General features: G+C 72.1%; 18 protein-coding genes. 7 read left to right on the top strand and 11 right to left on the bottom strand.

Annotated features, from left to right (window positions below):
• Positions 1-80: 80 nt before the first annotated feature.
• Genes OMK64_RS11015 through OMK64_RS11000 form a run of 4 tightly spaced genes read right to left on the bottom strand, consistent with a single transcriptional unit; the run spans position 81 to position 5,466 of the window.
• Positions 81-1,835, bottom strand: a complete 1,755-nt coding sequence (locus OMK64_RS11015) for a dipeptide ABC transporter ATP-binding protein (RefSeq protein ID WP_272728386.1) — start codon at positions 1,833-1,835, stop codon at positions 81-83.
• The gene (locus OMK64_RS11010; RefSeq protein WP_272728384.1) at positions 1,832-2,773 is read right to left on the bottom strand and encodes an ABC transporter permease; all 942 of its coding nucleotides are present in this window, start codon (positions 2,771-2,773) and stop codon (positions 1,832-1,834) included. Before OMK64_RS11010 ends, OMK64_RS11015 begins: the two co-directional genes overlap by 4 nt.
• Positions 2,770-3,777, bottom strand: a complete 1,008-nt coding sequence (locus OMK64_RS11005; protein WP_162351932.1) for an ABC transporter permease — start codon at positions 3,775-3,777, stop codon at positions 2,770-2,772. Before OMK64_RS11005 ends, OMK64_RS11010 begins: the two co-directional genes overlap by 4 nt.
• A gap of 18 nt (positions 3,778-3,795) precedes the next feature.
• A complete protein-coding gene (locus OMK64_RS11000; RefSeq protein WP_272728379.1) occupies positions 3,796-5,466 on the bottom strand; it encodes an ABC transporter substrate-binding protein in 1,671 nt (556 codons plus the stop codon).
• 147 nt (positions 5,467-5,613) lie between these two features.
• Here OMK64_RS11000 and OMK64_RS10995 point away from each other — a divergent pair, with 147 nt between their 5' ends.
• Positions 5,614-6,441, top strand: a complete 828-nt coding sequence (locus OMK64_RS10995; protein WP_272728377.1) for a class I SAM-dependent methyltransferase — start codon at positions 5,614-5,616, stop codon at positions 6,439-6,441.
• Between the two features lie 135 nt (positions 6,442-6,576).
• Here OMK64_RS10995 and OMK64_RS10990 read toward each other — a convergent pair whose 3' ends face one another.
• The 3 genes from OMK64_RS10990 to polA all read right to left on the bottom strand — a co-directional run bounded on the left by OMK64_RS10990 (position 6,577) and on the right by polA (position 11,516).
• Entirely contained in the window at positions 6,577-8,220 is a 1,644-nt protein-coding gene (locus OMK64_RS10990; protein ID WP_272728375.1) for a monocarboxylic acid transporter, read from the bottom strand.
• Positions 8,217-8,570, bottom strand: coding sequence for a DUF485 domain-containing protein (locus OMK64_RS10985; RefSeq protein ID WP_272728373.1), 354 nt, complete (start codon positions 8,568-8,570; stop codon positions 8,217-8,219). The genes OMK64_RS10990 and OMK64_RS10985 overlap by 4 nt, the downstream gene beginning before the upstream one ends.
• Positions 8,571-8,747: 177 nt before the next feature.
• A complete protein-coding gene (gene polA, locus OMK64_RS10980; RefSeq protein ID WP_276595901.1) occupies positions 8,748-11,516 on the bottom strand; it encodes a DNA polymerase I in 2,769 nt (922 codons plus the stop codon).
• On the opposite strand from polA, the gene OMK64_RS10975 reads away from it, so the two are divergent.
• Positions 11,515-11,928, top strand: coding sequence for a PaaI family thioesterase (locus OMK64_RS10975; RefSeq protein ID WP_272728369.1), 414 nt, complete (start codon positions 11,515-11,517; stop codon positions 11,926-11,928). The two genes, polA and OMK64_RS10975, sit on opposite strands and share 2 nt — an antisense overlap.
• Here the strand turns inward: OMK64_RS10975 and OMK64_RS10970 are convergent.
• Positions 11,844-12,572, bottom strand: a complete 729-nt coding sequence (locus tag OMK64_RS10970) for a GNAT family N-acetyltransferase (protein ID WP_272728366.1) — start codon at positions 12,570-12,572, stop codon at positions 11,844-11,846. The genes OMK64_RS10975 and OMK64_RS10970 overlap by 85 nt on opposite strands.
• 310 nt (positions 12,573-12,882) lie before the next feature.
• Here OMK64_RS10970 and OMK64_RS10965 point away from each other — a divergent pair, with 310 nt between their 5' ends.
• From OMK64_RS10965 to OMK64_RS10950, 4 genes are read left to right on the top strand one after another with little or no spacing between them, the layout of a single operon-like run.
• Positions 12,883-14,319, top strand: coding sequence for a branched-chain amino acid ABC transporter permease (locus OMK64_RS10965; RefSeq protein WP_272728364.1), 1,437 nt, complete (start codon positions 12,883-12,885; stop codon positions 14,317-14,319).
• A 12-nt stretch (positions 14,320-14,331) separates the two neighbouring features.
• Positions 14,332-15,318: a branched-chain amino acid ABC transporter permease gene (locus OMK64_RS10960; RefSeq protein ID WP_272728362.1), complete on the top strand. Its 987-nt coding sequence runs from the start codon at positions 14,332-14,334 to the stop codon at positions 15,316-15,318.
• Positions 15,308-16,264 carry an ABC transporter ATP-binding protein gene (locus OMK64_RS10955; RefSeq protein ID WP_272728359.1) on the top strand — a complete coding sequence of 319 codons (957 nt, stop codon included), beginning with the start codon at positions 15,308-15,310 and terminating at the stop codon, positions 16,262-16,264. The genes OMK64_RS10960 and OMK64_RS10955 overlap by 11 nt, the downstream gene beginning before the upstream one ends.
• Positions 16,261-17,145: an ABC transporter ATP-binding protein gene (locus OMK64_RS10950; RefSeq protein WP_272728357.1), complete on the top strand. Its 885-nt coding sequence runs from the start codon at positions 16,261-16,263 to the stop codon at positions 17,143-17,145. The genes OMK64_RS10955 and OMK64_RS10950 overlap by 4 nt, the downstream gene beginning before the upstream one ends.
• Before the next feature lie 76 nt (positions 17,146-17,221).
• On the opposite strand, the gene OMK64_RS10945 is transcribed toward OMK64_RS10950, so the two are convergent.
• Positions 17,222-17,860, bottom strand: coding sequence for a hypothetical protein (locus OMK64_RS10945; RefSeq protein ID WP_272728354.1), 639 nt, complete (start codon positions 17,858-17,860; stop codon positions 17,222-17,224).
• Between the two features lie 57 nt (positions 17,861-17,917).
• Here OMK64_RS10945 and OMK64_RS10940 point away from each other — a divergent pair, with 57 nt between their 5' ends.
• On the top strand, positions 17,918-18,685 hold the full coding sequence (locus OMK64_RS10940) for an endonuclease/exonuclease/phosphatase family protein (RefSeq protein WP_272728352.1): 768 nt from the start codon (positions 17,918-17,920) through the stop codon (positions 18,683-18,685).
• A gap of 186 nt (positions 18,686-18,871) precedes the next feature.
• On the opposite strand, the gene OMK64_RS10935 is transcribed toward OMK64_RS10940, so the two are convergent.
• Positions 18,872-20,140: an ABC transporter substrate-binding protein gene (locus OMK64_RS10935; protein WP_272728350.1), complete on the bottom strand. Its 1,269-nt coding sequence runs from the start codon at positions 20,138-20,140 to the stop codon at positions 18,872-18,874.
• Between the two features lie 198 nt (positions 20,141-20,338).
• On the bottom strand, positions 20,339-21,019 hold the full coding sequence (locus tag OMK64_RS10930; RefSeq protein WP_374694086.1) for an ANTAR domain-containing response regulator: 681 nt from the start codon (positions 21,017-21,019) through the stop codon (positions 20,339-20,341).
• Positions 21,020-21,069 lie beyond the last annotated feature (50 nt).

Raw genomic sequence — 21,069 nt, 5'->3', positions numbered from 1 at the left:
CGCCAGCCTAGCCGTGACCAGGCACGTCACCCGTGCCTTCGGTCCCGGTCCGTGTCGCCGGCCCGGCGGTACGCGCGCGGTCAGACGCCGAGCTCGAGCGTCCGGCCCGGGATCGCGTCGAGCAGCGTGCGCGTGTACTCCGTCTGCGGTTCGTCGAACACGGCGTCGGCCGTGCCCTGCTCGACGATCCGGCCCTTCTCCATGACGCACACGACGTCGGCGATCTGCCGCACGACGGCGAGGTCGTGGCTGATGAAGAGGTAGGACAGGCCCAGCCGCGACTGCAGGTCGGCGAGCAGGTGCAGGATCTGCGCCTGCACCACGACGTCGAGCGCCGAGACGGCCTCGTCGCACACCACGAGCTCGGGCTCGAGCGCGAGGGCGCGCGCGATCGCGACACGTTGCCGCTGACCCCCCGAGAGCTCGCCCGGGTAGCGGCGCAGCAGCTCGGTCGGGAGCGCGACGTCCTCCATCAGGGCGTGCACGCGGTCGCGACGCTCGGCGGGGGTGCCGATGCGGTGCGCGCGCAGCGGTTCCTCGATGGTCCGGTAGATCGTGAACAGCGGGTCGAGCGATGCGTACGGGTCCTGGAAGATCGGCTGCACGCGGCGGCGGAACGTCACCTCGGCGGCGCGGTCGCGGCCCGAGCCGACGTCGACACCGTCGAACCGGATGGTGCCCGACGTCGGCTCGGTGAGGCCGAGCATCATGCGCGCGACGGTCGACTTGCCCGACCCGGACTCCCCCACGAGCGCGACGGTCCGCCCGCGCGGCACGGTGAAGCTCACGTCGTCGACGGCGGTGAAGTCCGTGGACCGGCTGAACAGGCCGCGCCCGCGCAGCTTGAAGACCTTCGTGACGTGCTCGACCTCGACGATCGCGTCGGGCCGCGCGCCGGCGTCGGCAACGGCCGGCGCGTCGACGGGCGCCGTCGTGACGCCCTCGCCGAGAGACGGCGCGAGCAGGTCCTGGGCCGCGACCTCGACGTCCCCGGTCTCCTTCGCGATCGCGATGCGGCGGGACGCGAGCGACGGCGCGGCGGCGATGAGGCGGCGCGTGTACTCGTGCTGGGGGTTCTGGAGGATCTCCCGGGCGGGACCCTTCTCGACGACCTCGCCGCGGTACATGACGACGACGGTGTCGGCGCGCTCCGCTGCGAGCCCGAGGTCGTGCGTGATGAGCAGGACGGCGACGCCGAGCCGAGCGGTGAGCGACGTGAGCCCGTCGAGGATGGTCCGCTGCACGGTCACGTCGAGCGCGGACGTCGGCTCGTCGGCGACCAGCAGGCGCGGCCGCGCGGACAGACCCATCGCGATGAGCGCGCGCTGCCGCATGCCGCCCGAGAACTCGTGCGGGTACTGCTGCGCGCGGCGGGCCGCGTCGGGCAGACCCGCCTCCTCGAGCAGCTCGACGGTGCGTGCCTGCGCGTCGGCCCCGCGCGCCACGCCGTTGTCCTCGAGGGCCTCGACGATCTGCGCCCCGACCCGGCGGACCGGGTTGAGGTTCGACATCGGGTCCTGCGGCACGAGGCCGATCTGCGCACCGCGCAGGCGCGACATCTCCGCGGGGCTGAGGCGGACGACGTCCTGACCGTCGAACAGGATCTCGCCGCCCGTGACGGCGCCGTTGGCCGCGAGCAGGCCGAGCACCGCGGCGGCCGTCGTCGACTTCCCTGAGCCGGACTCCCCCACGACCGCGACGGTCTCGCCGGGGTGGACGTCGAGGCTCACCCCACGCAGCGCGGTCGTCGACCCCGCGTCGGTGCGGAACTGCACCTCGAGGTCGCGGACCGAGAGCAGAGGCTCGCCGCCGAAGAGACCTGCCACTCCGCTCACCGCTTCCTCGACCGGGGGTCCAGCGCCTCGCGCAGCGCCTCGCCGAACAATGTGAACCCGAGCGCCGTGACCGCGATGCACGCGCCGGGCCACAGGGCCAGCCGCGGGGCGATCTCGAGCTCGTTCTGGGCGGAGGTGAGCATGCGCCCCCACTCGGCGGTGGTCGGCGAGCCGCCGCCCAGGCCCAGGTAGGACAGCGCCGCGGCCTCGATGACGGCGGTCGCGAGCAGCAGCGTCGCCTGCACGATCACGGGCGACACGCTGTTCGGCAGGACGTGGCTCATCGTCACGGTCCGCTTGCTCAGGCCGAGCGAGCGCGCGGCCAGCACGTAGTCCTGACCGCGTTGCGCGAACATCGAGCCGCGCAGCAGCCGCGCGAAGATCGGCACCTGCACGACGCCGATCGCGATGACGACGGCCGCGGGCGTCTGGCCCGCGATGGCCGCGATCGACACGGCGAGCAGCAGGCTCGGGACCGCGAGCAGCAGGTCGACGAACCGCATGATGACGTTGTCCGTCGCGCCGCCGAGCCCGCCGGACAGCGCGCCGAGGACGAGACCGCCGAGCAGGCCGAGCAGCGTCGACAGCACGCCGATCAGCAGCGACGCACGCGCGCCCCAGACGAGCTGCGAGAACAGGTCGGCGCCGTACCGGTCGAGACCGAGCAGGTACTCGTCGGACGGCCCGGGGATGTAGGTCGGACGCACCTCGGCGCGGCCCGGGAGCTCGCCCGCGTCGTACGGCGCGATGAGCGGCGCGAACACCGCGACGAGGATGAACACGACGACGATCGCCGCGCCGACGATCGCCCCGGGGTTGCGTCGCAGCCGTCGCGCGGCGAGCCGCCAGTGCGAGGCGCCCGCGAGGCGCGCCTCGTCGGTCGGGCGGCCCTGGCCGAGCGGCGCGTTGGGGACCTCGTAGACCTCGGGCGCGCTCATCGCGTGGCCCGGGTGCGCGGGTCGATGAAGCCGTAGGAGACGTCGACGACGAGGTTCACGAGTGCGTACACCACCGCGATGATGAGGATGAAGCCCTGCAGGACGGCGTAGTCCAGGTTGAAGATCGCGTTCGCGAGGAAGCTCCCGATGCCGGGGAACGCGAACACGGTCTCCGTGAGGACCGCGCCGGACAGCAGGAGGCCGACCTGCAGGCCGATGGTCGTGGCGACGGGCAGCATCGCGTTGCGCAGGATGACGCGGCGTCGCAGGCGGTCGGGTCCGAGCCCCTTGGCGCGGGCGGTGCGGACGTAGTCCGCGTCCTGCACCTCGATGACGGACGACCGCGTGATGCGGGCGATGATCGCGAGCGGGATCGACCCGAGCGCGATCGCCGGGAGCACGAGGTGCATGAGCGCGTCCCAGCTCGCGTCCCACTCCCGCGTGAGGATCCCGTCGAGCACGTAGAACCCCGTGGGGTGGGTCGCGATCATCGTCGGGTCCTGGCGTCCGGTGGAGGGGAACCAGCCGAGGTTGACCGCGAACGCCCACTTGAGCAGGAACGCGAGGAAGAAGACGGGGATCGTCACGCCGACGAGCGATGCGACGACCGTGAGGTGGTCGAGCGGTCGGCCCTGGCGGCGGGCCGCGACGTAGCCGAGCGGGATCGCGACGCCGACGGCCACGATCAGCGCGACCACGGTGAGCTCGATCGTCGCGGGGAACCGGTTGGTGAACTCCTCGAGGACCGGCCGGCCGGTCCGGGTGGACACGCCGAAGTTGCCCTGGAGGAGCTGCCCGAGCCACGTGACGTACTGCTGGATCAGCGGCTTGTCGAAGCCGTAGAGCTCGTTGACGCGGGCGACCGCCTCCGGGGTGGCGCGCTCCCCCAGGAGGGCCGTGGCAGGACCTCCCGGGAGAGCGCGCACCCACAGGAACAGCAGGACCGACAACCCGAGCAGGGTGGGGACGAGCAGCGCGAGGCGCCGCAGGATCAGTCGGGTCATCGAGTGGTGCGGTCTCTCTCAGCTGCCGAGCGTGATCACGTTGTAGACCTCGTCCTGGACCGGCGAGGCCGGGTAGCCCTGGACGTCGTCCTTGAACGCGAGCGACGGGACGGGGTGCGCGAGCGGGACGCCGGGCAGGAACTCCAGGAGCTCGGCGTTCGCGGCCTCGTAGGCGGCCTTCTGCTCGTCGATGTCCGCGACGTACCGGGCGTCGTTGATCGCCTGGAAGATCGCGGGGTTGTCGAAGCCCCACTCGTTCGAGGGCCCGCCGAAGAAGACCCCGATGAAGTTGTAGGTGTCGTTGTAGTCGCCGGTCCAGCCGAGCAGGTGCAGGCCGTGGTCCGGGGTGCCCTGGATCTTGTCCAGGTACTCGGGGTTCCACGGGTCGGGGACGGCGTTGACGGTGATGCCGACGGCCTCGAGGTCCGCCTTGATCGCCGTGAAGACCTGCTCGGGCGTCGGCATGTACGGCCGCGAGACGTTGGTCGGGTAGTTGAAGTCGAGCGTGAGGTTCGACTGGCCGGCGTCGGCGAGCAGCTGCTTCGCCTTCTCCGGGTCGTAGTCGTACGTCTCGACGTCGGCGTTCCAGCCGGAGACCGACGGCGGGACGAAGTTCGTCGCGACCTCGGTGCCCTCGGGGAGCGTCTGGGCGACGAGCGCCTCCTTGTTGATCGCGTGGGCGATGGCCTGCCGCACGCGCAGGTCCGCGAGCTCGGGCTTCGCCTGGTTCATCGCGAGGTAGAGGATGTTGAACGGCTCGCGGTTCACGATCTGGAAGCCGTCGGCCTCGAGCGCCTCGACGTCCGCGGGCCCGACGAGGTCGTACCCGTCGATGTCGCCGGCCTGGAGGGCCTGCCGGCGCGCGGTGGCGTCGGAGATGATCGGGAACACGATCCGCTTGATCTGGCCCTGCTCGCCCCAGTAGTCCTCGTTCGCGACGAGCACGACCTCCTCGCCCGGGCTCCACGAGTCGAACTTGTAGGGGCCGGTGCCCGTGGGGTGCGCGTTCGCGTACTCGGGCAGGACGGGGGCGTCGCCGTCGCCGGTGACGTTGTCGGCCTCGTACTCCTCGAGCGCGGTCGGCGACTGCATCGAGAACGACGGGAGCGACAGCGCCGAGATGAGCTCCGGCAGCGGGCTCTTGAGGTGGATCACCGCGGTCGTCGCGTCCGGGGCCTCGCAGCTCTCGTACTTGCCCGTGCCGTTGAGGCTCTCGACGTCGCTCGTCGCGAACCCGCCGTTGACCTTCTGCCAGTAGTACGACAGCGACTCGGACTGCAGGACGCCGGTGAAGTTGTTCCACCGGTCGAAGTTGAAGCACACCGCGTCACCGTCGAAGTCGGTGCCGTCCTGGAACTTCACGCCCTCCTTGAGCTGGAAGGTGTACTCCAGGCCGTCGTCGCTCACCTCCCACGACTCCGCGAGCAGCGGGGCCGGGTCGGCGGTGCCCGGTTCGGTGCCCACGAGACCCTCGAAGATCTGCCGGGCGACGCGGAACGACTCGCCGTCGTTCGCGAAGGCGGGGTCGAGCCCCGCCGGGTCGGAGGACGCGGCGAAGATGAACGTGTCACGTCCACCGCCGCTCGCGCCGTCGGTCGAGCCTCCGTCGGAGTCGCGATCGCTCGCGGCGCACGCCGTGAGCGCGAGTGCTCCGACCGTCGAGACGGCCACCAGCTTCCAGGACTTCACCACGACCACCCTTCGTCTACGGGGTACCAGCACGCCGGGCGCCGGAACGGCCCTGAGGCTAGGTGTCCCACGTGACCACGTTGTTACGCGGGAGTACCTGCTCGTTACGTGCCAGTACGTTCACTGGTCTCGGGCGACACTAGCGACATGTCGGAAAATGACAACTCAGCCGAGCCGGACCCGCTCGCCGACGCCGGCTATCGCGTGGTGCCCGACGCCGAGGGCGGGGCCGCGGGACGCGGGTGGTGGGACGCGAACGCCGACGAGTACCTCGACGAGCACGGCGCGTTCCTCGGGCCCGCCGACTTCGTGTGGTGCCCGGAAGGGCTGCGCGAGGAGGACGCCGGGCTGCTCGGCGACGTGACCGGGCGGCGGGTGCTGGAGGTCGGCGCCGGCGCGGCGCAGTGCGCGCGCTGGCTCGGGACGCGCGGCGCGCAGGTCGTCGCGACGGACGTCTCGCACGGCATGCTCGCCGGTGGTCTGCGGTACGACGCGGCACAGGGCACCCGCACCGCGCTGGTGCAGGCGGACGCGCGCGCGCTGCCGTTCGACGCGGCGACCTTCGACGTCGCGTTCACCGCGTTCGGCGCGATCCCGTTCGTGCCCGACGCGCAGCGGGTCCACGCCGAGGTCGCGCGCGTGCTGCGGCCCGGCGGACGGTGGGTGTTCGCGGTGACGCACCCGCTGCGGTGGGCCTTCCCGGACGACCCGTCGGAGCACGGGCTCACGGCGACGCGCTCCTACTTCGACCGCCGGCCGTACGTCGAGACCGGCGAGTCGGGACGCGTGCTGTACGCGGAGTACCACCGCACGCTCGGCGACCACGTCGCGGAGCTCACGGCCGCCGGCTTCGTCCTGGAGCGGCTCGTCGAGCCCGAGTGGCCGGCCGGGCATGAGCGGGTGTGGGGCGGGTGGGGTCCGGTCCGCGGCGCGCGCGTGCCGGGGACCGCGATCTTCGTGACGAACCTGCGCTGACCTGCTGACCCGCCGGCTCGCTCGCCCGCCGTGCCCGCGGGCCGGCCCGGCGCCGCGCACGTCGGGCGGCCGGCGTGGAGGCGCACGTCGGCCCGGACCGCGCGCGTGCTGCCGCGGCCCGGGCCGACGCGTCCGTCAGTGCACCGTCGCCTTCTCGGCGCCCGCGCCCGTGAGGGAGCGGACCTCCATCTCGGCGAACTTCTCGGGGTGCGGCTTCTCCTTGCTCAGGACCGTCCCGAGGATCCCGAGGAGGAACGCGAGCGGGATCGAGATGATCCCCGGGTTCTCGAGCGGGATGAGGTGGAAGTCGATGCTCGTGTCCCGGATCATCGACAGGCTCGCGCCCGTGTTCGGGTCGACCTTGCCGGACACGACCGGCGAGATCGCGATGAGCACGATGCACGAGATCAGGCCGCCGTACATGCTCCACAGCGCGCCCGACGTGTTGAACCTCTTCCAGAACAGCGAGTAGAGGATCGTCGGGAGGTTGGCGCTGGCCGCCACGGCGAACGCCAGCGCGACCAGGAACGCGACGTTCTGGCCGTTGGCGAAGATGCCGCCGATGATCGCGAGGATGCCGATCGCGACGACCGTGATGCGCGCGACGCGCACCTCGCCGTCCGGCTTGACCTCGCCCCGCTTGAGCCAGTTGGCGTAGATGTCGTGCGCGAACGACGCCGCGGCGGTGATCGTGAGCCCGGCCACCACGGCCAGGATCGTCGCGAACGCGACCGCCGAGATGATGCCGAGCAGGATCGTCCCGCCGAGCTCGTACGCGAGCAGCGGCGCCGCCGAGTTCACGCCGCCCGGTGCGGACGTGATCGTCTCCGGACCCACGAGCGCTCCCGCGCCGTACCCGAGGACGAGCGTGAACAGGTAGAAGATGCCGATGAGCCAGATCGCCCACACGACCGACCGCCGGGCCTCCTTCGCCGACGGGACCGTGTAGAAGCGCATGAGCACGTGCGGCAGGCCCGCCGTCCCGAGCACCAGCGCGAGGGCCAGCGACACGAAGTTCAGCTGGCTCATCGCGCTCGCGCCGTACTGCTTGCCCGGCTCGATGAGCGCCTCACCGCCCTCGCCCGCCTGGTCGATCGCACCCTGCAGCAGCTCGGACAGGTTGAACCCGTACTTCGACAGCACCCACAGCGTCATCACGCCCGCGCCCGCGATGAGCAGCACCGCCTTGATGATCTGCACCCACGTCGTGCCCTTCATCCCGCCGACGAGGACGTACAGGATCATGAGCGCGCCGACGACGGCGATGACGACGCCCTGCGCGGCGCGGTCGTCGATGCCCAGCAGGAGCGCGACGAGCCCGCCCGCACCGGCCATCTGCGCGAGCAGGTAGAAGAACACGACCGCGAGCGTCGACAGGGCGGCCGCCATGCGGACCGGCCGCTGACGGAGCCGGAACGACAGGACGTCGGCCATGGTGAACCGGCCCGTGTTGCGCAGCAGCTCCGCCACCAGGAGGAGCGCGACGAGCCACGCGACGAGGAACCCGATCGAGTAGAGGAACCCGTCGTACCCGTTGATCGCGATGGCGCCGCAGATGCCGAGGAACGACGCCGCGGACAGGTAGTCGCCCGCGATCGCCGTGCCGTTCTGCGGACCGGTGAACGAGCGGCCGGCCGCGTAGTAGTCGGCGGCGGTGCGGTTGGTGCGCGACGCGCGGAACACGATGATCAGGGTGACCAGGACGAACGCGCCGAAGATCGCGATGTTGACGAGCGGCTCGCCGACCTGCTCGGTCGCGGTGCGGACGACCGTGCTCATGCGACCTCACCGCCGTCGAGCGAGCCCTCCTCGATGTGCCGGCGCAGACGCTCGGCGACCTGGTCCTGCCGGTTGTTCGCCCACCGCGCGTAGATCATCGTGATCGCGAACGTCGAGACGAACTGGCCGAGCCCGAACAGCAGGCCGACCGTGATGTTGCCCCACACGCGCGTGCCCATGAAGTCGTGCGCGTACGTGGAGAGCAGGACGTAGAGGAAGTACCAGACCAGGAACAGCGCCGTCATCGGGAACACGAAGTTCCGGAAGCGACGGCGCAGCGCCTGGAACTCGGCGCTGCGCTGGACGCGTTGGTAGTCGGTCTCTGGGGTGTCGCTGAACGTGTCGGTCATGCGCGCCTCCCGGGGGACGTCGGACGTGGCGGCGTTGCCACAGGCGCTTACTGTGGCCCAGATCACGCCCGTCCACTAGCGGTGTTTTCGTCCGGATCGCCGAAAGTCGACCGAAACCCCCGGTCCGGGGACGACGGAGCCGCCCGCGGCTCGCGCCACGAGCGGCTCCGGACCGTGTCAGTGGCCCGCGTCGTGCCAGCTGTCACCCACGCCGACGCTGACGTCGAGCGGCACGTCGAGCGGACCGTCCTTCGCGGCGTCGCCCGCGGCGGCCATCTGCTCGCGCACGAGCGCCTCGACCTCGTCGCGTTCCCCCGCCGCGACCTCGAGCACGAGCTCGTCGTGCACCTGCAGGAGCATCCGCGACGCGAGCCCGCGCCGGGTCAGCTCGCGGTCGACGCCGAGCATCGAGACCTTGATGAGGTCCGCCGCGCTCCCCTGGATCGGCGCGTTGAGGGCCATGCGCTCGGCCGCCTCGCGGCGCTGGCGGTTGTCGCTCGTGAGGTCCGGCAGGTAGCGCCGACGGCCGAGGATCGTCTCGGTGTAGCCCGTCGTCCGGGCGACGTCGACGACGCCCGTGAGGTAGTCGCGCACGCCGCCGAACCGCGCGAAGTAGTCCTGCATGAGCCCTGCGGCCTCGGACACCTCGATCGACAGCTGCTGCGAGAGCCCGTACGACGACAGCCCGTACGCGAGCCCGTAGCTCATGGCCTTGATCTTCGACCGCATGGCCGACGTGACCTCGTCCGTCGGGACGCCGAACACGCGCGACCCGACGTACGAGTGCAGGTCCTCGCCCGAGCGGAACGCCTCGATCAGGCCCTCGTCGCCCGACAGGTGCGCCATGATCCGCATCTCGATCTGCGAGTAGTCCGCGGTGAGGAGCGTCTCGTAGCCCTCGCCGACGACGAACGCGCGCCGGATCTGCCGGCCCGCCTCGGTGCGGATCGGGATGTTCTGCAGGTTCGGGTCCGCGGACGACAGCCGGCCGGTCGCGGCGATGGTCTGCTGGAACGTCGTGTGGATGCGGCCGTCCGGCGCGACCGACCGCAGCAGGCCCTCGACCGTCTGGCGCAGGCGGATCGCGTCGCGGTGCGCGAGCAGGTGCTCGAGGAACGGGTGCTGCGTGCGCGCGAAGAGGTCCGTGAGCGACGCGGCGTCGGTCGTGTACCCCGTCTTGATGCGCTTGGTCTTCGGCATGCCGAGCTGGTCGAAGAGCACCTCCTGGAGCTGCTTCGGCGACCCGAGGTTCACCTCGCGGCCGATGACCGCGTACGCGTCGGCCGCGGCGCCCTGGACCTGGCCGTCGAACGACTTCTCGAGCGACGACAGGTACGGCTGGTCGGTCGCGATGCCCGTGCGCTCCATGCGCGCCAGCACGTCGACGAGCGGGAGCTCGAGCTCGTGCAGCAGCCGCTCGGCGCCGCGGTCGGCCAGGTCGCCCGCGAGCACGTCCGCGAGGTCGCGCACCGCGGAGGCACGCACGGCCGCACGGCGCCCCTCGTCGGTCCCGTCGAGCTCGAGGTCGAGCGCACCCTGACCGCCCACCTCGGCCTCCTGCGCGCCGAGCTCGCGCCTCAGGTAGCCGATCGCGAGGTCCGCGAGGTCGTACGCGCGACGGTCGGGCTGGCACAGGTACGCGGCGAGCTCGGTGTCGAACGTCACGCCCGCGAGGGTCAGCCCGCGCCCGTGGAGCGCGTGCCACGCCTCCTTCGCGGCGTGCACGACCTTGGGCCGGTCCGCGTCCGCGAGCCACGCGGCGAGCGCGGTCTCGTCGGCGGGGTCGATCTCGGCCAGGTCGAACGCGGCGGCCTGGCCCGCGTCGTCGGCGAGCGCGACCCCCCAGGCGTCGCCGCCGGCGGGCGCACCGGAGCCGCGCACGTCGAGGCCGATCGGCTGGTCGGCGCGGCCCTCGAGCCACTGCGCGAGGTCGCCCGCGCCGAGGACGGCGAGGTCGAGGGCCGCGGCGGCGACGGCGGCGGGCTTCTCACTCTCGTCGGGGAGCATCGCGAAGAGCCGGTCGCGCAGGGTGCGGAACTCGAGCTCGTCGAGGATGGTGTGCAGCGCGTGCCGGTCCCACGGGCGGGCGGCGAGGTCCTCGGGGCCGAGCGGGAGCTCGAGGTCGTCGACGAGACGGTTGAGCACGCGGTTCAGGCGGACCTGCTCCAGGTTCTCTCGCAGCGCCTCCCCGGCCTTGCCGGTGACCTTGTCGGCGTTCTCGAGGATGCCCTCGAGGCCGTCGAACTGGCCGATCCACTTCGCGGCCGTCTTCGGCCCGACGCCGGGGATGCCGGGCAGGTTGTCGCTCGACTCGCCGACGAGGGCCGCGAGGTCGGGGTAGCGCTCGGGCGGGACGCCGTACTTGGCCTCGACCGCGGCAGGATTCATGCGCGCGAGCTCGGAGACGCCCTTGACGGGGTACAGGACCGTCACGTCGTCGTTGACGAGCTGGAACGCGTCCCGGTCGCCGGTGCAGATGAGGACCTGCATCCCCTGCGCGCGGGCCTGACGCGCGAGGGTCGCCAGGACGTCGTCGGCCTCGTAGTCGGGCTTGGTGATGACGGGGATGTGCATCGTGTCGAGCACGCGCTGGATGACGTCGACCTGGCCGCGGAACGGCTCGGGCGTCGCGTCGCGGTTGCCCTTGTAGGCCTCGTACTGCTGCGTGCGGAACGTCGTGCGGCCGAGGTCGAAGGCGACGGCGACGTGCGTCGGCTCCTCGTCGCGCAGCAGGTTCGCGAGCATCGACGTGAACCCGAAGACGGCGTTGGTCGGGTCGCCCGTGGAGGTCGCGAACTTGTCGACCGGGAGCGCGAAGAACGCGCGGTAGGCCATCGAGTGCCCGTCGATGAGCAGGAGCCGCGCGGGCCCGGCGGGTGCGGCCGGGGTCGTCGTGGACAGGGCGGCTGGCTGTGCGTCGCTCACGGGTGCCAACCTATCTGCCATGGCTGACACCACCGACGCGCTCGCCGCGATGCCGTCCGTCACCGGGACCCTGCTGGAACGGATGTCGATCGAGATCCTCGAGCTGTCCGCCGCCCGGACGGTCGGCTCGATGCCGGTCGAGGGGAACACGCAGCCGTACGGGCTGCTGCACGGCGGGGCGTCGGCCGTGCTCGCGGAGACGCTCGCGTCGTACGCGGCGCAGGTGCACGCGGGCGTCGGGCGCGCGGCGGTCGGCATCGAGCTCAACGCGACGCACCACCGGTCGGCGCGATCGGGCGTCGTCACCGGGACGGCGACGGCGCTCCACCTCGGGTCGAGCCTCGCGAGCTACGAGGTGGTCGTCGAGGACGAGGACGGCCGGCGGCTCTGCACCGCGCGGGTCACCTGCATGCTGATCGACGCCCGACGCTGAGCCGCCGCGTCGACGCGCGGCGTCGGCACGGACGGCACGGGCTCGACGAAGCCGGTCGCCCGGATGCGGCCCTGCCGCCGGCGCGCGATGAGGTCCTCGATCCCGCGGGAGCCGGACCGGCGCGGCACGCCGGTGTGCGCAGCGGGTGCGAGGTCGTGCGCGAGGCGGCGCTGCAGCGAGGACGTCGTCACGAACCGGTGGGCGGCCGCGGGCGCGAATCCGAGCCGGGCGAGGAAGCGCTGCATGCCGCGTGCCCCGGGCAGCGGGAGGGCGTAGAGCTCGGTCGCGCCGACCGACTCCGCGTGCGCGACGGCCTCGGCGAGCAGGGCGTGGCCCAGGCCCCGGCGGCGCGCGTCGGGCAGGACGTACACGGCCTCGAGGTTCATGCTCACCACGTCGGTGAAGGGGCCCGGCCCGACGACGCGGGCGAGCAGGATCCCGCTCGGCGTCCCGTCGACGCAGCCGAGGAGCACGAGGCCGCCGGGCGCCCCTCGGAGCGCTCCCAGCTGGTCGCGCAGCCGGTCGGCGTCGTCGGTGCAGAGCTGCGCACCCACGGCGGCCTCGCTGCGCGCCGCCAGGCAGACGGCGACGAGGTCCTCGAGGTCGTCCGGGCAGGCAGCACGGACCTGGGTTCCTGGGCGCACGGCGGCGAGCCTCCAGACGGGACGAGGGGATCCGGTCGGGCGGTGCCGTCCTGCCCAGGCGGCACCGTGACCGATCATGACGCAGGCGGCCGCTGCCTGCCTAGTCCCCGGAGGTCCCGGGTCCCCCAGCACCTGGACGGACGCCCAGGGCCACGGCGACACGATCACTCGATCGGCACCGGGCCTCGCGTTCACGTAATGAACAAGACACAATCCCTGCCTATCGTCCTGCCACCCGGCTGGACGACGCATGCTCGACAGCGCCGCCGAGCCACTGCTCGCGCACGACCCGAACGGACGGAGGTCCCAGGTGCGATCACGCGTCCTGGACCGCAGCGCCCCCCTGCTGCAAGCCCGGCGGACAGCCGCCCCCCTGCTCCTGCTCCTCGCCCTCGCGGCGATGACGCTCGTCGCCGCCCCCGCGCAGGCCGGCGCGCCTGTCGCGACGGCCGCCGCCCCGGCGTGCGTCGCCGACGCGTCGACCGGCTGCATCGTCGGCACGCTGCGCACGTCGACGGGCGATCCCGTCACGGGAGCCGTCGTCACGGCCGTCGGCCCGGCCGGCGAGCTCACCGCGACGTCCGACGCCACGGGACGCTGGTCGATCCCGGTCACCGACCCGGGCGAGTACGTCGTGACGCTCGACGTCGCCACGATCCCCGCGGGCGAGGTGCTGCGCGACCCGGGCAACAACCCCCGCACCGTGCAGGTGGGACTCGGCGCCTCCGCGGCGGCCCTGTTCCCGCTCGGCGAGCCCGCCGCGGGCGGGTCCGGCGGGGGCGACGAGCCCAGCGACGGCCCGACCCCCACCCCGGGCACCGACGACGGCGGCACGCAGTCGTCGTCGACCGGCGGGGGCGGCATCACCGCGTCGCGCGTCGCGCAGCTCACCGTCAACGGTCTCGTGTTCGGCACGCTGCTGGCGCTCGCGAGCGTCGGCCTGTCGCTCATCTACGGCACGACGGGCCTGAGCAACTTCGCGCACGGCGAGCAGGTGTCGCTCGGCGGCATCCTCGCGTACGTCGGCACGCAGCTCGTCGGGCTGCCGCTCATCCCGTCGGCGATCATCGCGGTGCTGCTCGGCGCGGCGACCGGCTGGCTGCAGGACGCGTTCCTGTGGCGGCCGCTGCGCCGGCGGGGCGTCGGGATGATCCAGCAGATGATCGTGACGATCGGCCTGTCGATGGCGATCTCGTACGTGTACCAGTTCTTCTTCGGGGCCGGTCCGCTGCGCATCGTCACCGAGACCCCGACGTCCGTGACGCTCGGCCCCGTGCGCCTCACCGTGACGACGCTGTGGTCGATGCTCATCGCGGTCGTCGCGCTCGGCGCCGTCGCGTACTTCCTCCTGCGCACGCGCGCCGGCCGCGCCACGCGCGCCGTGTCCGACAACCCCGCGCTGTCGGCGGCGTCGGGCATCTCCGTGAACCGGACGATCCGCCTCGTGTGGGTCATCGGGGCGGGGCTCGCGGCGCTGGGCGGCGTGCTCGTCGGCCTCTACTTCGGCGCGACGTCGTGGTACTCGGGCGGCGCGATGCTGCTGCTCATGTTCGCGGCCGTCACGCTGGGCGGCCTCGGCGCCGCGTTCGGCGCGCTCGCCGGGTCGATCGTCATCGGCCTCGTCGTCGAGCTCTCGAGCCTCTGGATCCCGACCGACATGCGCTACGCGTCGGCGCTCGTGATCCTCATCCTCGTCCTGCTGGTCCGGCCGCAGGGCATCCTCGGCCGCGCGACGCGCGTCGGATAACGGAGACACCCCATGGACTGGTCACGCATCCTCCCGATCGTCCTCGGCGAGTTCTTCGCGCCGACGACCGCCGCGTACGCGCTCGCCGCGATCGGCCTCAACATCCACTTCGGCCTCACCGGCCTGCTCAACATGGGCCAGGCGGGCTTCATGCTCCTCGGCGCCTACGGCTTCGCGATCGCCACGATCGCCGGCTGGCCGCTGTGGGCCGCGGTGCTGGTCGCCATCGCCGCCGCGACGGTGTTCGCCCTGATCCTCGGCATCCCGACGCTGAAGCTGCGCGGCGACTACCTCGCGATCGTCACGATCGCCGCTGCCGAGATCGTCCGCCTCGTCGGGCGTTCCACGGCCCTCACCGACCTCACGGGCGCGTCCAGCGGCCTGCGCGGCAACCAGTACAAGTACACCTTCCAGGACGCCTCGCCGTTCCCCGACGGGAACTGGGCGATCGGGCCGTTCGAGTACGCGGTCAACGCGTCGAACAGCTGGTGGCTGCGCATCGTCGGCTGGGCCGTCGTGCTGCTCGCCTGCCTGCTGGTGTGGCTGCTCATCCGCTCGCCGTGGGGCCGCGTGCTCAAGGGCATCCGTGAGGACGAGGACGCCGTGCGCTCGCTCGGCAAGAACGTCTACAGCTACAAGATGCAGTCGCTCGTCCTGGGCGGCGTCATCGGAGCGGTCGCGGGCATCCTGTACGTGCTGCCACGCGCCGTCCAACCCGACTCGATGGGCCGTTCCATGACGTTCTTCGTCTGGACGATCCTGCTGCTGGGTGGCGCCGCGACGGTGTTCGGCCCCGTGCTCGGGTCGATCATCTTCTGGGCGGTGCTCGCGTTCATCAAGATCACGATGCGCGAGGTCGTGCCGACGACCGTCCTGCGCAACGAGCAGATCGAGCAGTTCGGCTGGATCATCGTCGGCGTCACCCTGATGCTGCTGATCATCTTCCGCCCACAAGGCATCCTCGGCGACAAGAAGGAGCTCGCGATCAATGCCCACTGAGCCCTCAGCCGCCGTGCCCACGACCGCGACGCCGTCCAGCGCCGCGCGGGAGGCCGCGGTCGCCGCGCTGCGCGACGTGCCGCACGAGCCCGGCGCCAAGAAGCCGGACCCGATCCTCGTCGCCGACGACGTCCGCCGGCACTTCGGTGGCGTCAACGCCGTCGACGTCGACCACGTGGAGATCCAGCGCGGCGCCATCACGGCCCTCATCGGCCCCAACGGCGCCGGCAAGACGACGCTGTTCAACCTCCTGACGGGCTTCGACAAGCCCAACAGCGGACGCTGGACGTTCGACGGCAGGTCGCTCGGAGGCGTGCCCGCCGCACGCGTCGCGCGCGCCGGCATGGTCCGCACGTTCCAGCTCACCAAGGCGCTCAACCGCATGACCGTCATCGAGAACATGCGGCTCGGCGCCACGCAGCAGCCCGGCGAGAACCTGTTCGCCGCGCTCGTCGCGCCGCTGTGGCGCGGCCGCGAGCAGGAGATCACGGCGCAGGCCGAGGAGCTCCTCGCGCGTTTCAAGCTCGACACCAAGCGCGACGACTTCGCCGGCAGCCTGTCGGGCGGCCAGCGCAAGCTGCTCGAGATGGCGCGCGCGCTCATGGCCAAGCCGCGGATGATCATGCTCGACGAGCCCATGGCCGGCGTGAACCCCGCGCTCACCCAGTCACTCCTCGGGCACATCCAGGCGCTGCGCGACGACGGCACGACCGTGCTGTTCGTCGAGCACGACATGCACATGGTGCGGCACATCTCGGACTGGGTGATCGTGATGACGGAGGGCCGCATCGTGGCCGAGGGGCCGCCCGAGTCCGTCATGCAGAACCCCGCGGTGATCGACGCCTACCTCGGCGCGCACCACGACACCGACCTCGGGGACGACGCGCTCCTCGACGACGCCGTGCTCGAGCAGCTCCGGGCCGAGGACGAGGAGGGGTCGCGATGAGCGACGCGATGGACGCCGTCACCCGGGACGACCACGACGCCGCCCCCGCCAGCACCGCCGTCGCCGTGGGCGACCGGGCCGCGCTGCACCGCGGTGCGCCCCCGGGCGAGCCGCTGCTGGCGGCGACGGACCTCGTCGCGGGGTACTTGCCCGGCGTCGACATCCTCAACGGGTGCAACCTCGTGCTGCACCCCGGCGAGCTCGTCGGGATCATCGGGCCCAACGGCGCGGGCAAGTCGACGCTGCTCAAGTCGCTGTTCGGGCTCGTGCCGGTCCGCTCCGGGTCGGTCACGCTCGGCGGCGAGGCGATCACGAACCTGCGCGCCGACCACCTCGTGCGGCGCGGCGTCGGGTTCGTCCCGCAGACGAATAACGTGTTCCCCTCGCTCACGATCGAGGAGAACCTCCAGATGGGTGCGTACCAGGCGCCCCGGAAGTTCAACGAGCGGTTCGAGTTCGTCGCCGACCTGTTCCCGACGCTCGGCGAGCGCCGCAAGCAGCGCGCGGGGTCGCTGTCGGGCGGTGAGCGGCAGATGGTCGCGATGGCGCGCGCGCTCATGATGGAGCCGACCGTCCTGCTGCTCGACGAGCCGTCGGCGGGCCTGTCCCCCGTCAAGCAGGACGAGACGTTCCTGCGCACGCGGCGCATCAACAAGGCCGGCGTGTCCGTGGTCATCGTCGAGCAGAACGCCCGGCGCGCGCTGCAGATCTGCGACCGCGGCTACGTGCTCGACCAGGGCCGGAACGCCTACTCGGGCCCGGGGCGCGACCTCATGCACGACCCGAAGGTCATCCAGCTCTACCTCGGCACGCTCGCGACCGACGTCGAGAGCGCGGCGCGACGGCCCGACGAGAAGGGCACGCCGCCGACGGGCGCGTGACGAGCGCCTGACGAGCGCGACGACGGCCCGCGGGGTGCTCCCCGCGGGCCGTCGTCGCGTCTGGCAGGACGTCCGGTCAGCCCTCGTCGGACGACGTCGCGCTCGTGCGCCCCGGCTCGACCCTGACCTCGCCGTGCGGCCGTCCCGTGATCCCGAGCTCGTCCGCGAGGAACAGGAACGCCTTGCCGTAGGGGTGGTCGCGCACGTCCTCGCGCACGACGTCCCAGTCGATCTGCTCGCGCAGGGCCCGCACGATCGCGAGCAGGCGCCCGAAGTCGCACGCGTGCTCCCCCAGCACCCGCATCTTCGTCGAGACGATCTGGGTCGCGCCCAGCACCGGCATGCGCACCGCGAGGACCTCGAGCTCGTCGCTGTGCTCGAGCAGCTCGCGCGTCACCGGCTCGCCGACCATGCGGAACAGCACGTCGACGAGCTGTCCGTGGTGGAACGCCTTGAACAGCCAGTTCTCCGCCGGCTGCTCGACGACGAGCCCTGCCGCGGCGATCGCCGCCTTGGCGCGCTCGACGTCCTCCTCGGGCACGGCGAAGTCCGCGTCGTGGCTCGGCTCGGGCGCGCCGCGCGCCCACGCGGCGTACCCGCCGACGAGGGCGAACGGGATCTGCGCGTCCGTGAGCGCCACCGCGACGAGCCGCAGCCCGTCCTGCAGCGCCGTGCGGTCGTCCGGGGGGTTCTCGAGGGCTCCCTGCACCGTCATCGGGCCATCTTTCATCCCGCCGCGCAGACCCGCAGGTCGGCGACGACAATCGCGAGGGTGCGACTCGCGACCTTCAACATCCTGCACGGGCGGTCGACCGTGGACGGCGAGGTGGACCTCGACCGGTTCGCGGCAGCGGTACGGGGCCTTGACGCCGACGTGCTCGCGCTCCAGGAGGTCGACCGTGACCAGCCGCGCTCGCACGGCGCGGACCTCACGGTCGTCGCCGCCGACGCGATGGGCGCGCCGCACCACCGCTTCGCCGCGACGCTGCACGGCGAGCCGGGCCTCTGGACGGCCGCGACGGGCGACCACGAGCCGTCGGCCGCGCGGTACGGCATCGCCCTGCTGAGCCGGCACCCGGTGCGCGAGTGGCGCGTCCTGACGCTGCCCACGCTGCGCCGCCGCGCCCCCGTGCGCTGGCCCGGCGAGCGGTGGCCGACGCTGGTCCGTGACGAACCACGGGCGGCCCTCGCCGCGGTCGTCGACGGGCCCGAGTTCACCCTGACCGTCGTCGCGACCCACCTGACGTTCATCCCCGGCTGGAACGTGCGGCAGCTGCGTCACCTCGTGAGCCAGGTGCGGCCCCTCCCCCGCCCGCTCGTGCTGATGGGCGACCTCAACCTCGAGCCGGACCGCCCCCAGCGCGCGACGGGCATGCGGCCGCTCGCGACCGTCCCGACCTACCCCGTGGGCGTCCCCGCGCGCCAGCTCGACCACGTGCTCGCCGACGGACCGCTGCAGGTGTCGCGGCCGGCCGTCTCGGTCGACACCGGCCTGTCCGACCACCGCGCGATCGTCCTGGACGTCGCGCTGCCCGCGTGAGCCCGTCCTCGCTCGGTGCCCCTGAGGGCGCCTGACTGCCCGGAGGATCCCCAGGACGGCCCGGCGGCCGTGCGGGACGGTCCTCCCTGGCGCACCTGCGCCGGGAACGCCCGAGGGGCCGGTGCGACTCGAGCCGCACCGACCCCTCGGTCACGTCCGACGGGCTCGCGCCCGTCACGTCCGGGTTCAGCCGACCTCGCCGAACTCCGACTTCGTGAACGTGTACTTGTTGTCCGCACCGAACGTGTAGACCCCGATGTACGCGGACGACGGGTCGTTGTCCTCGTTGAAGGGACCGACGCCCGACACGGCCTCGTAGTCGATGTCCTGGCCGTCGTCGAGCAGCTTGACGCAGTCGGCGAAGGTGTCGCACTTCTCGCCACCGTCGGCACCCGAGACCGCGGCCAGGTTGGCCTGGATGGTCTCGCCGTCGGTGCCGCCGCCCTTCACCGCGGCGAGCGCGGCGAGGATCGTGGCGTCGTACGACTCGGCGGCGTACGAGTAGTCGCTCAGCGAGTCGTTGACCTCGGCGAGCCGGGCCTGGAACTCCTCGCTCGGGAACGCACCGGGCAGCGTGCCCTGGGCGCCCTCGAGCAGGCCGGCCTGGAACTCCTCGCCGAACTGCGTGAGGTTGCCGTCGACGAAGTAGACCTTCGACATGTCGTAGCCCTGCGCGGCCAGCTCGCTGATGATGAGCGGCGTCTGCGTGGTGAACGCGATGATCGCGATCGCGTCCGGCCCGGCCGCCAGCGCGTTGCTGACGATCGAGGTGTAGTTCGTCTCGTTCGGGTCGAACTCCTGGCCGGCGGAGCCGTAGGCGAGCGTCGCACCGGAGTCGGTGACGACCTTCTCCACGACGTCGCGCAGCGAGGTGCCGTAGTCGTCGTTGAAGACGAGGATGCCGGGGTTCACGGCGCCGTCCCCGAGGATGAGGTTGGCGAGCGCCGAGCCCTGGACGGTGTCCGGCGGGGCGGTGCGGAAGTAGAAGTCGTTCGTGCCCGACAGGTCCGTGGCGGTGTTGGCGGGCGAGATCTGGACGATCTTGGCGCCGGTGATGTCGTCGATGACGTTGCGCGTCACCGAGGACGACGCCGCGCCGACGATGACGGACACGTCCTGGCTGATGAGGTCCTGGACCGACTGGGTCGCGACCTCGGCGTGCTCGGCGTCGGAGGAGTCGGTGTGGATCGCCTCGACGTCGGAGCCGAGGACCCCGCCTGCTTCGTTGATGTCCTTGACCGCGAGGTCGACGCCGGCGATCTCGGGCGGGCCGAGCTGCGCGAGCGAGCCGGTCTGCGGCAGGAGCGTGCCGATCTTGAGCGCGGCGGCCGAGTCGGAGCCGCCGTCGGTCGCGTCGTCTCCGCTGTCGCCGTCGCCGCCGCTGCACGCGGCGAGAACCAGCGCGGCAGCGCCCGCCAGGGCTGCGGCCCTGACTGCGTGTGTCGAACGAATCATGCGTGGTACCCCTCTTGTCGAGTACTGCGTCCCGCCGATCCCTGGTGAGGACCGGTGCAGTGTGGCGCGAAGGTAACCAGTCTTTGTATCCGGGATGTGAATGTCTCTGTCTCAGGGCATGTTTGTTGCAGAGTTGTGACAAAAGCGAGGCCGGCCGAGCGCGATGCTCGACCGGCCTCGTGACCGTGGGGCGAGGGGTCAGGACGCGCCGCCGCCGACCTGCTCGATGACGGCGTCCGCGACCTCGCGCATGGTGAGTCGGCGGTCCATCGACGTCTTCTGGATCCACCGGAAGGACTCGGGCTCGGTGAGGCCCATCTTCGTCATGAGCAGGCCCTTCGCGCGGTCCACGCGCTTGCGGGTCTCGAACCGCTCGGCGAGGTCGGCGACCTCCGACTCGAGCGCGCTGATCTGCGCGTACCGCGAGATCGCGATCTCGACCGCGGGCAGCAGGTCGGCCGGGCTGAACGGCTTGACGACGTACGCCATCGCGCCGGCGTCCCGGGCACGCTCGACGAGCTCGGTCTGGGAGAACGCGGTGAGGAGCACGACGGGCGCGAGGTGCGCCTTGCCGATCCGCTCGGCCGCGGAGATGCCGTCGAGGACGGGCATCTTCACGTCCATGACGACGACGTCGGGCTTGAGCTCGGTCGCGAGCGCGACGGCCTGCTCGCCGTCACCGGCCTCGCCGACGACGTCGAAGCCCGCGTCGCGGAGCGTCTCGACGACGTCCATGCGGATGAGGGCCTCGTCCTCGGCGACGACCGCGCGGCGCGCGGGACGCCCGCCGGTGCTGCTCGCGGGCTCGGGCGCGGGCTCAGCCGCGGGGGCCGCGCTCGGCAGGTCGAGGGGGGTCGCCTCGGTGTACCAGGACGGCACGACGGGGTTGCCCCACCAGTCGCGCCGCTGGTTGTCGTGCACGTCCCACG

The organism is Cellulomonas fimi (genome assembly GCF_028527925.1).
Lineage (GTDB): Bacteria > Actinomycetota > Actinomycetes > Actinomycetales > Cellulomonadaceae > Cellulomonas > Cellulomonas fimi_C.
The sequence above is the reverse complement of the archived record's forward strand: the minus strand, read 5'-3'. Positions and strand labels throughout refer to the sequence as shown.